11 protein-coding genes are annotated in these 14,404 nt (G+C 61.6%); 8 read left to right on the top strand and 3 right to left on the bottom strand.

Translation table 11 applies throughout. The annotated features are described in order from the left end of the window. The first annotated feature begins 12 nt into the window (after positions 1 to 12). Genes BMY84_RS18535 through pcaF form a run of 6 tightly spaced genes read left to right on the top strand, consistent with a single transcriptional unit; the run spans position 13 to position 6,714 of the window. Positions 13 to 1,260: an FAS1-like dehydratase domain-containing protein gene (locus BMY84_RS18535; protein ID WP_093085615.1), complete on the top strand. Its 1,248-nt coding sequence runs from the start codon at positions 13 to 15 to the stop codon at positions 1,258 to 1,260. Continuing rightward, positions 1,260 to 2,084: an enoyl-CoA hydratase/isomerase family protein gene (locus BMY84_RS18530; protein ID WP_093085613.1), complete on the top strand. Its 825-nt coding sequence runs from the start codon at positions 1,260 to 1,262 to the stop codon at positions 2,082 to 2,084. The genes BMY84_RS18535 and BMY84_RS18530 overlap by 1 nt, the downstream gene beginning before the upstream one ends. A gap of 7 nt (positions 2,085 to 2,091) precedes the next feature. Next, positions 2,092 to 3,261, top strand: coding sequence for a CaiB/BaiF CoA transferase family protein (locus BMY84_RS18525; protein ID WP_093085612.1), 1,170 nt, complete (start codon positions 2,092 to 2,094; stop codon positions 3,259 to 3,261). Between the two features lie 11 nt (positions 3,262 to 3,272). After that, positions 3,273 to 4,481, top strand: a complete 1,209-nt coding sequence (locus BMY84_RS18520; RefSeq protein WP_093085610.1) for a CaiB/BaiF CoA transferase family protein — start codon at positions 3,273 to 3,275, stop codon at positions 4,479 to 4,481. A 15-nt stretch (positions 4,482 to 4,496) separates the two neighbouring features. Then, entirely contained in the window at positions 4,497 to 5,483 is a 987-nt protein-coding gene (trxB, locus tag BMY84_RS18515) for a thioredoxin-disulfide reductase (protein WP_093085609.1), read from the top strand. A gap of 22 nt (positions 5,484 to 5,505) precedes the next feature. Further along, positions 5,506 to 6,714: a 3-oxoadipyl-CoA thiolase gene (pcaF, locus tag BMY84_RS18510; RefSeq protein ID WP_093085607.1), complete on the top strand. Its 1,209-nt coding sequence runs from the start codon at positions 5,506 to 5,508 to the stop codon at positions 6,712 to 6,714. Between the two features lie 47 nt (positions 6,715 to 6,761). Here the strand turns inward: pcaF and BMY84_RS18505 are convergent, their stop codons facing one another. Together BMY84_RS18505 and BMY84_RS18500 are read right to left on the bottom strand one after the other, a co-directional pair. Beyond that, on the bottom strand, positions 6,762 to 8,765 hold the full coding sequence (locus BMY84_RS18505; protein WP_093085606.1) for a 3-hydroxyacyl-CoA dehydrogenase NAD-binding domain-containing protein: 2,004 nt from the start codon (positions 8,763 to 8,765) through the stop codon (positions 6,762 to 6,764). Between the two features lie 129 nt (positions 8,766 to 8,894). After that, positions 8,895 to 10,148, bottom strand: a complete 1,254-nt coding sequence (locus tag BMY84_RS18500; RefSeq protein ID WP_177204076.1) for a LysR family transcriptional regulator — start codon at positions 10,146 to 10,148, stop codon at positions 8,895 to 8,897. 227 nt (positions 10,149 to 10,375) lie between these two features. Here BMY84_RS18500 and BMY84_RS18495 point away from each other — a divergent pair, with 227 nt between their 5' ends. Together BMY84_RS18495 and BMY84_RS18490 are read left to right on the top strand one after the other, a co-directional pair. After that, complete coding sequence (locus tag BMY84_RS18495; protein WP_093085603.1) at positions 10,376 to 11,293, top strand: NAD(P)/FAD-dependent oxidoreductase; 918 nt, start codon at positions 10,376 to 10,378, stop codon at positions 11,291 to 11,293. Positions 11,294 to 11,338: 45 nt separating this feature from the next. Further along, the gene (locus BMY84_RS18490) at positions 11,339 to 13,060 is read left to right on the top strand and encodes a UGSC family (seleno)protein (protein WP_093085601.1); all 1,722 of its coding nucleotides are present in this window, start codon (positions 11,339 to 11,341) and stop codon (positions 13,058 to 13,060) included. A gap of 60 nt (positions 13,061 to 13,120) precedes the next feature. Here the strand turns inward: BMY84_RS18490 and BMY84_RS18485 are convergent, their stop codons facing one another. Further along, entirely contained in the window at positions 13,121 to 14,005 is an 885-nt protein-coding gene (locus BMY84_RS18485) for a LysR family transcriptional regulator (protein WP_093085600.1), read from the bottom strand. Positions 14,006 to 14,404 lie beyond the last annotated feature (399 nt).

Genomic DNA, 14,404 nt, shown 5'->3' with positions numbered 1-14,404 from the left:
AGGAAGCGCGGCATGGCCGAGGCAGCGGTGGCGAACGACTGGGATCATCTCTCGGACCAGGAGTGGAATGAGAAGCTCGATCGTAAAATCGCCGAATTCAACGCCGGCAAGGGCGAGCTGAAGCTGCCCGTTCCGATCCATAGCATCATGGACAATGAGTATGAGCGCGGCATTCTCAACGCGCTGGTGACGGAGGATCTGATCCGTCATTTTGCAGATGCGATCGGCGATCCTAATCCGATATGGCGCAACCGGACCTATGCGCAGAATTCGCGCTGGGGCGGCATCATTGCGCCGCCGCTCTATGAAAGCTGCATCTCTTTTGGGTCTTCTTTTGGCGGGCGGCTGCGCCTGCCGGGTGTCGCGCGGCTGGCGGCGGGTAATCTGCATGAATATCATGCCCCCTTCCGCCCCGGTGACGAGTTCCACTGCTACGACAAATATGCCGGCTTCGTGGAGAAGAAGGTAAAAGGCAAACCCTATCGCATGTTCATCGAGAGCGTGCCGCGCTATTTCATCAACCAGCGTGGCGAGCATATCGCGACAGCGACCGGGAGGAATATCTACCTGGCCACGCCTCCTTCCAAGCGGAAGCCCAAAGAGGGGGATAGCGGCAAGGAGAGCAAGGTCGGCACCAAATATGCCGGCAAGGATTATCAGCGTTATTCCGAAGCTGAACTCAAGGAAATCCACGAGGATTTCGATGCGCAACTGGCCGGCGTCAAGCGACGCGGGAGCAAGGTGCGCTATTGGGAGGAAGTGGTCGAGGGTGAGGAACTGGCGCCGCTGGCCAAGGGCATATATGACGTTTGCGATGCGTCGGCCCGCACGGTCGTAAGCTGCTATGTCTATGCTTTCGCAATCAAATGGGCGGCGATGCGCAACCATCTGTCCACCCATCCGATCGACGATCTGACCGGCGAGCATCGCTTCCGTCGCGACTGGCATTATTCGGATCGCGCCGCGCAGATGTTCGGCTCGCCGCTCGCTAATGCCGGCGGTATCCATAATGAGATGACGCTGGTCCATATCGTCACCGACTGGATGGGCGACGACGGTTTCGTCGTGTCGATGGACAGCCAGGATCGACGCTTCAACTTCTTCGGCGATTCGACCTGGGTGAAGGGGCGCGTGCAGCGCAAATTTATCGACGACAAGGGACAGCGACTGGTCGAGCTGTTCGTCTGGGCGGAAAATCAGGATGGCGACATCCACACCAATTCCACCGTTCACGTCAAACTGCCGTCGAGGGAAGACTGATGGCCGATTTTCCAGAACTGGCGACGCTGGCCTTCCGCCGTGACGGTACGATCGGTATTCTGACATTAAACCGTCCGAAGGTGCGCAATGCAATCGACGATGCGTTGCGCACCGATCTCAAGGTCGCGATGGATGCGATTGCGGAAGATCAGTCGATCCGCGGTCTGGTGCTGACCGGTGCGGGCGATGCCTTCTGCTCCGGCGGCGATATCAAAGGGATGCAGGATCGGCTTGATCAGGGTGCTCGTGCCGGAGAACTGGGCTGGTGGCGGCAGAAGGACTTTCATGAAAGCCTCGCCAAACTCTTCCACCTCGGCAAGCCGACGCTTGCGGCGGTCAACGGCCCGGCATTTGGTCTGGGCCTCGACGTCGCGCTGACGTGCGACTTCGTCTTCCTAGCCGAAAGCGCGCAGGTGGCGGCGAACTTCGTGCGGCGGGGGCTAGTGTCGGACGGCGGCGGCTTCTTCCACATCCCGCGCCGCGTCGGCATAGCGAAGGCAAAGGAATTGCTCTTTTCCGGGCGAACGCTGGATGCAGCGGAGGCGCTGGAGATCGGCCTGGTCGATCGCGTCGTGCCGGCGGATGCCCTGATCAAGAACGCCATCGCCTATCTGACGATGTTCACCGATCATCCCGCCACTGCGCAGGCGATGGCCAAGTCGATCCTCAACCGGTCGCTCGATCTGGGTTTTGACGAGATCAACATGATCGCCAGTCAGGCGCAGGCCTTTTGTTACTCGTCAGCCGACCACCAGGAATCGGTGCGGGAATTTTTCGCCGCACGCGAGCGCGCCCGCGCCGCGCGGGCCAGCCAGAAAGGATGAGGCCGCTATGGACGGACTGAACGCCAGGATCATCGAACTCGCCGATTTCGTCGCTGGCCCTTATTGCGGCAAGCTGCTCGCGGATTTCGGCGCGGATGTCATCAAGATCGAAAAGCCGGGCCGGGGCGATGATGCACGCTATATCGGTCCGTTCAAGGATGATGTGCCCAATCCCGAAGCATCCGGCACTTTTCTTTATCTCAACACCAACAAGCGCTCGGTCGAACTAGATATCGAGACAGAAGAGGGCCGGCTGGCTCTGCGCGAATTATTGCGCACCGCCGATGTGCTTATCGAGGACCGGATGCCGGGTGAGCTCGAAAAGCTGGGTCTTGGCTACGAGGAACTAAGCGCGCTGAACCCCAATCTTATCGTCACCTCCATTACGCCCTTCGGACAGGTCGGTCCGTATCGGGATTATAAGGCCTATCATCTCAACCTCTATCATGCTTCGGGGCAGGGCTATCTGCTGCCGATGTGGGCGATCAATCTTGACGTCCCCCCCTGTCAGGGGCCGGGCTATCTGGGGTTGTATGACGGCGGCATGGCGGGCGCGACTGCGACGCTGGCGGCCTTGTTTTGGCGCGACGCGGGTGGGACCGGACAGCATGTCGATGTCTCCATCCAGCATGCGATGATGACGCTGGAACGTTCGCAATTGCGCCGGCTGGCCGACGATGGCGTCAATCCCAATCGTACAGGCAAAGGGCGGCTGCTTGAGAGTCTGGTCGAATGCGCTGGCGGCGAGTTCGCCGTCGTGATCCTTTCATCGCAGCAGCAGTGGGAAGGGTTGTGGCGCGCGATGGGCAGCCCTGCCTGGGGTAAGGAACCGCCCTTCGATACGCAGCGGGGCCGGTCGGACAATTATGCCGAGTTGCGCCAGCGCATCAACGCTTGGTCCCGGACCGTCACGCAGGATGAACTGTTCCATGCGATCCAGCGTGAAGGATCTGCCGCAGCCCCCATTCTGACCGCCGAAGGCGTGTTCAAGCTCGAACAGTTTCGCGAACGCGGCCATTTCGTCACCATCGATCATCCGGTCGCCGGGCCGCTGGAATATGTCGCGCAGCCGACCCGACCGTCCAACGTGACATTGGCGCCTAAACGATCCGCGCCACTGCTTGGTCAGCATACGCGCGAAGTGCTGGATGGCCTGTCGCTGGTCAGCGCGGCGTGAAGGGAAACGATATGCAATCCGCACTGCAAGGCATCCGCGTCATCGATTTCGGCCACGTCATGGCCGGTCCCTGGTGTACGATGCAACTGGCTTCGCTTGGCGCTGAAGTCATCAAGATCGAGACCCGCGCCCGGCCCGATGAGCAACGCGCCCAGCACGGCCATGGCGCGGCCGACAATCTTGAAGCCAACAGCAATTTCTTCGAGATCAATCTGGGCAAGAAGAGCGTGTCCATCAACCTGTCCACCGATGAGGGACAGGAACTGGCGAAGCAGCTGGTCGCGACTGCGGATCTAGTGCTGGAGAACATGCGTCCTGGCGTCATGAAGAAGCTGGGTCTCGACTATGCCGAACTGGTCAAGGTGAAACCGGATATCATCATGCTGTCGCTGTCTGGCTTCGGCGGCACCGGGCCGCTCAGGCGTTATGCGGCCTATAACCCCTGCTTCACCAGCGTTGGCGGCGTGTCGCACCTGACCGGCTATGCCGAGAAAAAACCCAACACCATGACCAATTCGGGTGGCGACGCGCGGGCCGGTACAGCGGCGGTGTTCGCGGCGATTGTGGCACTCAAATTCCGGCAGGAAACCGGCAAGGGCCAATATATCGACTCCTCCTCCTGCGAGGTCATCAACTCGATGGTCGGCGACCAGATGATGGACTATGCGATGAATGGCCGGTCCCCTCATCGCCATGGTAACAGCCATACCATCATGGCGCCGCATAGCGTCTATCGCTGTGCGGGTTCGGATGAATGGGTGTCAATCGCAGTCGGTTCCGACACCGAATGGCACGGGATGGTTCGTGCGATGGGCAACCCGGATTGGGGTTCCGACCCAGACTTCGCGACTGCCCTGGGCCGCAGGGCAGGCGAGAAGCGACTGAACGCGTTGATTGCGGGCTGGACCGTCGACAAGTCCTATGTCGAAGTGATGCGCCTGCTTCAGGCGGAAGGCGTTGCAGCGACCCCGAGTTTCAAGGCGGAAGATCTGTTTACCGACCCGCATATCGTTGCGCGCGGTCAGGTGCAGGAGGTCGATCATCCGGTGCTTGGCCGCCGCAAGACCATCACCGCGCCCTATCGCCTGTCGGAGACACCGACCTGTATTCGCGGCACTGCGCCGCGGCTGGGCGAGCATAATGACACCGTGTTCCGTAGCCTGCTGAACCTGCCCGACGACGAGATCGCGCGGCTGGTCGAGGCGCGGATCATCTATTGAGGAGTGCCCGAAGCCATGACCATTCGCCATGTGCCATTACTCATCCTGGGTTCCGGCCCTGCCGGTTTTACCGCCGCCGTCTATGCCGCCCGCGCCAATCTCAAACCGGTGCTGATCACCGGCTTGTGGCAGGGTGGGCAACTGACCACCACGACTGAGGTCGACAACTGGCCAGCCGACGCCGACGGCGTGCAGGGGCCGGAGCTGATGGAGCGTTTTCAGCGCCACGCTGAGCGCTTCAACACCGAGATCGTCTATGACCATATAGCCAGCGTGGACCTGAAGCAGCGGCCTTTCCTGCTCACGGGCGATGCTGGCACCTATAGCTGCGACGCGCTGATCATCGCGACCGGGGCGACCGCGCAATATCTCGGCCTGCCATCCGAAGAAGCCTTTGCCGGCAAGGGCGTGTCCGCCTGCGCGACGTGCGACGGCTTTTTCTATCGCGGCAAGCCGGTCGCGGTGGTCGGCGGAGGCAATACGGCGGTGGAGGAAGCGCTCTATCTCTCCAACATCGCCAGCCATGTGACGATCATCCACCGACGCGACCGGTTCCGGGGCGAGAAGATATTACAGGACCGGCTATTCGAGCGAGCGGCCACCGGCAACGTGACGATCCGTTGGAGCAGCAGGCTGGACGAAGTGCTGGGTGACGCACAAGGCGTGAATGCGTTGCGCATCGTCAGCACTGATGGTGGTCCGGATGAGGAACTGCCGGTCTCCGGGGTTTTCATCGCCATTGGCCACAAGCCCAACACGGAGATGTTCGACGGCCAGCTCGATCTGGAGAATGGCTATATCGTGACGCGGGGCGGCCGAAGCGGCATGGCGACGCAAACGAGCATTCCGGGTGTGTTCGCCGCTGGCGATGTGCAGGACCATATCTACCGCCAAGCCGTGACCAGCGCGGCGAGCGGCTGTCAGGCTGCGCTTGACGCCGAGCGCTATCTAGATGCGCAGGGCGAGACTCTTGGCGCAGAAATAGCGTCGCTCGACGCCTGAACAGCGAGCCGGGAGAAGAGCTATGGCGGATGCCCAAGCCTATATTTGCGATGCCATTCGTACGCCGATCGGTCGTTATGGCGGTGCGCTGTCGGGCGTCAGGCCCGACGATCTGGCGGCGATTACGCTGGCTGCGCTGCGGGAACGCAATCAAGGCGTCGATTGGAGCCTGCTGGACGAGGTGATCCTGGGGTGCGCCAATCAGGCAGGCGAGGATAATCGCAATGTCGCGCGCATGGCGGCGCTTCTGAGTGGGCTGGGCGACCAGGCGCCCGGCACCACCATCAATCGCTTATGTGGGTCTGGAATGGACGCTGTAGGCATCGCCGCGCGCGCCATTAAGGCAGGTGAAGCGCAACTGATCGTGGCAGGCGGCGTCGAAAGTATGAGCCGCGCGCCCTTCGTCATGCCCAAGGCGCAAACGCCCTTCAGCCGGGCCAATGCCATCCATGACACGACGATCGGCTGGCGTTTCGTCAACGAGGTCATGAAAGACCGGTTTGGCGTGGATTCGATGCCAGAAACGGCGGAGAATGTGGCGACAGACTTTGCCATCAGTCGTGCCGACCAGGATCGCTTCGCTTGCGAAAGCCAGCGGCGCGCGGCGCGGGCGATGGCGGATGGGCGGTTTGACGCGGAAATCGTGCCGGTCCAAATCCGCCAGCGTAAGGGCGATCCGGTCCTGATCGTGCGCGACGAGCATCCGCGCGAAACCAGTCTCGATGCGCTGACGAAGCTCAAACCGGTTGTGCGGGCAGATGGCACGGTGACGGCAGGCAATGCCTCGGGCGTGAACGATGGGGCGGCGGCGCTGATACTAGCCAGCGCGGCGGCGGTCGATCGCCATGGCCTGACACCCCGGGCGCGGGTGCTGGGGACAGCAACCGCCGGCGTCCCGCCCCGAATCATGGGGATCGGCCCTGCTCCGGCCGGTTTCAAGCTGATGGAACGTCTGGGTCTTTCGATCGGCGCGTTCGACATCATCGAGTTGAACGAGGCCTTCGCCAGTCAGGGGCTGGCCGTGTTGCGCCTACTCGGCCTTCCTGACGATGCCGCGCACGTCAACCCCAATGGTGGCGCGATTGCGCTGGGCCATCCGCTGGGCATGTCCGGCACGCGCCTTGTGATGACAGCGGTGGAGGAACTGGCGCGCAGCGGCAGCAAGCGAGCGCTCTGCACCATGTGCATCGGCGTCGGGCAGGGCATCGCGCTCGCGGTAGAGCGGGTCTGATTACCTGCACCTGCGGGCGCTTGCCCGCAGGTGCAGGACTCCTTCCTTCATCCCTGCTCTGCTGCAAGTGCGCGCAGTTTCGCGCTGGGCTCGTAACCCAGCGCCTCCAACTCCCCGACCACCTTCGCATAGCCCGTCTCGGCGGCATGGAACATCGGCCCACCGGTCCAGGATGGCCAGCCATAGCCGGTCAGCCACACCATATCGATATCGCTGGCGCTGCGGGCGATGCCTTCGCTGAGCAACGCCGCGCCTTCATCCACCATTGGCCAGAGCAGACGCGCCAATATCTCATCCGCGCCGAAGGCGCGCTGGGCGATACCCTTATCGCGGGCGAAGCTTGCGATGATGTCCTCTGCCACAGGCGAGGGACTGGGGCGGCGCCTCTCGTCATAGTCGTAGAAGCCCGCATTGGTCTTTTGGCCATGCCGACCGGCCTCGCACAAACGCTCCCGGATAGTCGACCCGGTCGAGGTTTCCGCCGACCAGCCGAGGTCGAGACCGGCGAGATCACCGATCCGGAACGGCCCCATCGGCATGCCGAAGCCTTCCAGCACGCGGTCGATGACGTAAGGCGATGCGCCTTGCGTGATCATCCCTTCCGCCTCGCGCCGCCGCACCGCCAACATGCGGTTGCCGATGAAGCCATAGGCGTTGCCCGCGACGACCGGCACCTTGCCTATCCGCTTCGCCAGCGCCAGCGCCGTCGCCAGAACATCGGAGGCAGTCTCCGCGCCGCGCACGATTTCGAGCAGCTTCATGATATTGGCGGGGGAAAAAAAGTGCAGGCCGACCGTGTCGGCGGGTCGTCCGCCAGCGGCGGCGATGGCGTCCACGTCGAGATAGGAAGTGTTGGTCGCCAGGATTGCGCCGGGCCGCGCCACATCACCCAGACGTGTAAAGATCGCGGTCTTGACGTCCATCGTCTCGAACGCGGCTTCGATGATTAGGTCCGCGTCCGAAAGGGCGGCATAGTCGAGGCTGGCGGTCAGCAGCGCCCCCGCCTGATCGGCGGCGTCGCGGTTGGTGCGAGCGCTGGCGACATTGCCATCGATGGTCTTGCCAATGGTCGCCACGCCCCGTCCAAGCGCTGCTTCATTTTGCTCGACCAGCGTAACCGGGATACCGGCCAGCAGGAAGTTGATGGCGATGCCTGTGCCCATCGTGCCAGCGCCGATCACGCCTACGCGATCGATGGGACGCGGGGTGACGCCTTCGAGTTCCGGCAGCTTTGCGGTGGCGCGCTCGGCCTGGAACAAGTGACGCAGTGCCCGCGACTGTGGGCCGGCGCGCAGTTTCAGAAAGAGCGCGCGCTCTAACGCTGCGGCTTCCTGATAGGGTAGATCCATCGCTGCGCGGATTGCGCGGGCAATCGCCGGGGGGGCGTCGAGACCGCGAAATTTGCGCGCATTGGCGGTCAGATAGGCGTCGATGACGGCTGGATCGATCAGTGGGATTGGCCGTTCGTTGGTCGGCCGCGCGGCGTCATTTTGGTTCAGCCAGTCCTTCGCTGCATCAATCGGATCGCCGGTCGCCAATATATCGATAAGTCCGGCGGTAAGCGCTTCGGTCGCATCGATCGGATCGCCGCTGCATGCCATGGCCAGTGCCTTTTCGACGCCGACGAGCCGGGCCAGAAGCTGCGTCCCGCGCGCGCCGGGCATCAGACCCAGCTTGACCTCGGGCAGGCCGAGCTTCGTTTCCGGTGCCGCCACCCGGCCATGCGCGGCCATTGCGATTTCCAGACCACCACCCAGAACCGTGCCGTGCAGGGCGCAGCAGACGGGTTTGGGACTGGCCAGCATCGCCTCGATCACGTCAGGTAGATGCGGTTCGAGCGGCGGCTGGTCGAATTCGCGGATGTCCGCCCCCGCGCAGAAGGTCTTGCCTGCGCAAGTGATCAGCAGGGCGCTGGCTTTCGGGTCGGCGGCGGTGCTCGCAACCGCGTCGATGATGGCCTGCCGTATGGCTTGTGACAGCGCGTTGACGGGCGGATTGTCGATAGTGAGGACGGCGATCCCGTCTTCGATTGAATAATGGGAGCAGGTCACGAAGCCACCTTAGGTAGGGGTTAAGAGATGTTGGGACTCGCCGGACAAAGCTGGAGCGTCGATCACGAGACCTGCTTAAATGTTAACAATATTGATATCAATATCTTTGATAATGGTGATGTCGCTTTTTCAATCCTCTTCGTCGCGGACTTGATCGCGGATCGCGGCCATTACCGCATCGGCGGCGGGGGAAAGCAGCGCTTGCTTGCGTGTGATCAGGGCGACATCGCGTGCGATGACAGGCAGCGGCGTGGACAGTTCCACGGCCAGACCCGAACGCAGTTCGAACCGCATCTGTCGGGCAGAGACCAGCGCGAGCAGATCCGTCGCTAGCAGCAATTGGCGGATTGTGGCGAGATCGGCGGATTCAACCGATGCAGCAGGTGGTTCCAACCCAAGGGTACGGATGCCGTGGTCGAACAACTGACGGCTGGGGGAATGAGGCCAGGGTAGAAGCCAGCTGGCATCCCGCAGATCGGCATGCGACAGCTGACGCGCCGCAAGGGGATGGTCGGCGCGGGCGATGACGGCCATGGAATCGCGGAACAGCGGCTCTATCGTCAATCCGCTATTCTCCTCCTCTCGGCGGGGAACGCCGACCACTGCGTCGATCTGTCCGGCACGCAGCGAAGCCAGCAATTGTCCGATGGCCGATTCGATCATGGTAATGCGAATGTCGGGATGACGGCGCAGACTGGCGGCGACTGCCATGGGCAGGATATGGGTGCGTCCCAGCGGCGAGGTGCCAAGTACGATCGATCCGCGTAGCACGCCCGCCTCGTCGGAAAGTTCCGCGGCAAGGTGGCGCGACTCGGAAAAGACGCGCCTGGCATGCAGCATCAGGCGCTTGGCCGTTTGCGTTGCCGAAAGGCCATGTTTGCCGCGATGGAACAGGATGAGGCCCAACATCGCCTCCATGCGCGACAGGGCCATGCTGGCGCCGGACTGGCGGATGCCCGATTGCTCGGCCGCGGCGGACAGCGTGCCAGCGTCGCCGATCTGGACGAGCAGCGCCAGCTTTCGCCCGTTGAACAGGAAATCGGTGAGGGCGCTGGGTGAGGCGGAGCTGCTCCGGCTGCGGTCGCGAGCCAGTTCGGCGGCGGCGCGCCCTAGTTCATCAGCGATGCGTTCCGCACGGGTCAGCGTCAGTCGGCCGTGCGGCGTGGGGACGACGCCCTGCGCGTTGCGCTCGCACAATGTTCGCCCAATGCAGCGTTCCAGTTCCTGGAGCGATCGCGTCACGGCGGAGGGCGCCTTATTCATCCGCCGGGCGGCGGCGACAATGCTGCCAGCAGTCATGATAATCAGGAAGACGCGGACATTGTGCAACTGCCGCACCACCGCGTTTTCCAGCTCAGGGCCGGTCAGGGTCGGCTCGTTCATGCGATCCATCATTGGAATACGCCTCTAACGCTTATTTTCGATAGCGCGATATGGCAGAATATTGCCGAAAATATACGAATTTCTGGATGCGCGATGCCAAATTCCCGATTTGCTATAAAAATCAAATATCACAAATTTCGATCTTGGGTTCAGCGATCGGCAGAGGCCGTTTCCGTATATGGCTGATATGACGGCATCCACAGTTCCAAAAGATCGGGAGAGAGAGGATGCCAACTTATGACGCCATCATCATCGGGCAGGGCTATGCCGGTCTGAAGGCGGCCAAAAAGGCCGGCGAACAAGGGCTGAAAGTCGCCACAGTCGAGGCGATGTTTCCCGGTGGCCTTATCATGAGCATCAACGAACTCCATCCAGTACCACAGGGCGAACCGCCCTGTGGTCCCGAGTTGACAGGCAATCTGGCGATGGACGTCATGGACAGCGGCGCACAGAATGTGTCGGCCCAAGTCGGCACGGTCCGTGCAGTAGACGGCGGATGGGAGGTGCAAGCCGATGGCGAGGCACTGGTTGGTCGCCACCTGATCATCGCCAGCGGCGCGCGACTGCGCAAGCTCGGTGTGCCAGGCGAAGCAGACTATGAAGGGCGCGGAGTATCCTCCTGCGCTGATTGCGATGGCCCGCTGATCCACGGGAAGCCGGCAGTGATCGTCGGAGGTGGCGACGCTGCCTTTCAGGAAGCGGTCGCGCTTGCCGCCTATGCCGGCCATGTCACGATCCTGATGCGTGGCGAAAGCCCTCGCGCTCGCGCCGAATTTGTCGAGGCGGTCGTCGCGCATCCTGCCATCGAGGTGATCTCCTGCGTCCGTGTTTCTGAAATCGTCGGTAGCCCGTCCGAAGGGATGACGGCGGTCCGGACCGTGGACGGGCAGGGTAGCGTTTCCGACCTGCCGAGCAGCGCCATCTTTGCTTTCGTCGGGCTCGAGCCGGTTGCTGACTTTCTGCCGCCAGACTTTGCACGCGATGATCAAGGCGCCGTTATCGTCACCGACGGCCTGCGCACGAGCCAGCCCGGCGCCTGGGCGATCGGCGCCGTTCGCACCGGCTTTGGCGGGGCGTTAGTCGATGCCGATGCCGACGCCCATGCAGTCGTCGCCGCGATCCTTTCCGACGTACCCGTGGCCTGACCAGGGGCACACTTCGTTTTCCATTCAGCAGAAGCGAGACAAACAATGACTGAACCCGTCTATCAAGTTCTCTGGCCGCTTGGCCGTTCGACGGTAAAGGAAATAGACGCCAAGCCGCGCATTTCCGATCTGTCGAAGGCGACGATCGCACACCTCTCGCATTACGGCTTCCGCCATGACGAGATGATTCCCGTGATTGAGGCGGAGATGAGTGAGCGCTATCCGGGCATCAAGTTTGTTGGGCCTGAAGAATTCGGCAATATCCATGGCCCCAAGCATGGCAAAGAAGCGCTGCCGGTGCTGCCGGACAAGCTGCGCGAATATGGCGTCGATGGAGTCATAACCGGCATCGGTAGCTGCGGCACCTGCACCCCGGCCGTGGTCCGCGCGAGTTTCGTCGCAGAAAAGGCAGGTGTGCCTGCGACGACGATCGTTGCCACCTCTTTCCTCCGCCAGGCGGCGGCCAATGCTCGCGGCGAGGGCATGGCGGATCTTGGCGTATCCGAATTTCCCGGCGTCATCATGACCCAGAGCGCGGACGAACTGAAGAAGAATGTCGCCGATACGCTGGTGCCCAATATCATCCGCGAACTGACCAAGACAGTGGTCGTCGAGGACGAGGTGGTGGAGCCTGAGGCGCGGGACGTCGTGTTCACCGGCACGTTCGACGAGGTACAGGAATATTATCTCCAGAACCACTGGACCGACGGCCTGCCGGTGACGCCGCCGACCGTTGAACGGGTGGAGGCCTTCCTGCGCTTCACTGATCGCAATCCGGGCGAAGTGCTGGGAGTCATCCAGCCTGCCAATCGTGAAGCTACGGTCTGGGCGACGGCGGTCAATGGCGTCATGTCGGGGTGCCGCCCGGAATATATGCCGATCCTGATCGGCATCGTCGAAGCCATGTCGGAACCCAATTTCTACGCCCGTGATTTCGGCGCGACACCGGGGCTGGAGCCTATGGTGATCGTCAGCGGCCCTATTGTTAAGCAGCTCGACTTCAACTTTGGCACTGCCGTCATGCGCGTCGGCCGCCAGTCCAACACGAGCATCGGCCGCTTTGCGCGTATGTTCTTGCGGAACCTGGTCGGCCTGCGGTTCTCGCCGGATGAGACCGACAAGGCGACGATCGGGCTCGGCATGAATGTCGCGGCGGCCGAGAATGAAGATGCAGTGAGCGACATCGGCTGGCAGTCCTTCTCGCAGAGCTTCGGTTTTAGCCGCGAGGACAATGTCGTGACCGTGCAGAGCGTGATGTGCTCGACCATTCCCATCTATACCGCCGGTGAAACCGCCAAGGAGCATCTGGATCGGCTGGTCGAGATTTTCGGCGGCACCTGTGCGGGCTGGGCACATACAGGTATCAAGAAGGCGAAGAATTTCCCGCTTCTTCTGATGAGCCCCGGCGTTGCCAGCATCCTCGCGCGTGAAGGCCTGTCAAAGGCTGACGTGCAGCAATATATATATGACAATACGAAAATTAAAGTCAGCACGCTGTACCGCCACGCATGGGAATTGGGTTATACCAGCTTTGATCTGAAAGAATTGCATGCCGATGGCATGGTTTCCGACGCCTATGTGGAATCGGATGATCTGGAGCGACTGGTGCCAGTATTCGTGAAGCCTGAGGGCATCGGCATCGTGCTCGCCGGCGATCCTGGTCGCAACCAGAGCCGCGGTTATGTCCAGAACCAGAGCCATGGCTATCCCACGGCAAAGAAGATCGACTTGCCGGCGGACTGGGATGCGATGATCCAGCCGAAATAATATGGCGCGCCCCGCTGCCCCATGGGGAGGGCGGGGCGCTGTATTTTGATGAAGGGGCGCTCAGTCGCAGCCCGTAGCGGGGGCTTCTTCGGCGGCATTGGAGAGGCAGTCCGACAGATGGTCGAGCGCTGGCTGCGGCTGTCCTAGACGGGATCGTACAAAGCCGATCTCTCGGAACAATTTATGGTCGCCCAGGGACAGCGCACGGATCTTGTCAGGCAGGGGGAAATGCGCTTCCGATACCGGGATCAACGCGACGCCCAAGCCATTCTGGACCATCGTCAGCATCGCCTGCAACGATGCCTCCATAACGGGATGTACGGCAAAGGGCATGGTCCGCAGAAAACGATCAACCTGTCGCCCACCAACCGACAGCCGGTGATAGCGCAGGAAGGGCTGGGTCTGAATCAACTCCTGCCAGTCGTCCCCTTCGCAAGCGGCAGGCGCGATCAACACATAGGGTTCGCGCCGCAGCGTGTGCCAGCCCAGTTCCGGCGGCAGGTTGAACGACGGACGAATCAGGATCGCCATGTCCAACTCCCCCGAATCCACCTGGTCTATCATGTGCATGGATAGCCCGGGCAGCACATGCACACCATATTTGGGATAGCGTTCGCGGAAGTCCAGCAGCGCGCGCGCCAGCATTGAGGACTGAACCGAAGAGATCGCGCCGATCCGCAGCGTGCCTGTTTCCGCGTCCGTATCTGGATCGCCGAGCACATCGAACAGGTTCAAAATGGTCTGCGCGCGTGGCAGGATGCGCGCGCCATCCGCATTGAGTGTGGCAGATCGCCCGGTCCGGTCAAACAGCGAGACGCCGAGATGTTCTTCCAGTCGCTTAATCTGCCCACTCACAGCCGCTTGGGTCAGGCCGACACGGTCGGCTGCCTGCGAAAAAGTGCCATAGCGGGCAATCGCGACGAACGTTTTGAGCTCGGTTATCATATTATGTTAATAGCCAAATATGATGGTTGCGATCAAGAAATACCGCTTTTCATAATGTAGGCCAATCTGTGTCGGCCACCACCAACGACTCATATTTTGGCGGTCAATGGCCACAATCTGAGCAGGGCGCCGTAAGCACTCGGTTTGATGACCAGCGATATCTTTATCGGCTTCAACGCCACTGTCCAGGGACCGCAGGATGAGTGTGGCAAGCGAGCGTCCAATGATACTGAAGACATCCCACATTTTGCTTTCTGACCTAACGGCGCAGAAGGTCGGCAGAAGCGTCTGGCGCTGCCGTAGGTGATCTCGTCTTTCCAAGCCGATAGGAGTCTGGACCTGAGGGATGACTTCTATCAGCGTATCGCGGCACTGGAGAGAGGCTTGATTTTCAGCTGC

The sequence above is a fragment of the Sphingobium sp. AP50 genome, from assembly GCF_900109095.1.
Classification (GTDB): domain Bacteria; phylum Pseudomonadota; class Alphaproteobacteria; order Sphingomonadales; family Sphingomonadaceae; genus Sphingobium.
Note: the sequence above shows the minus strand (reverse complement) of the source record. Positions and strands in the feature narration are given on the sequence as shown.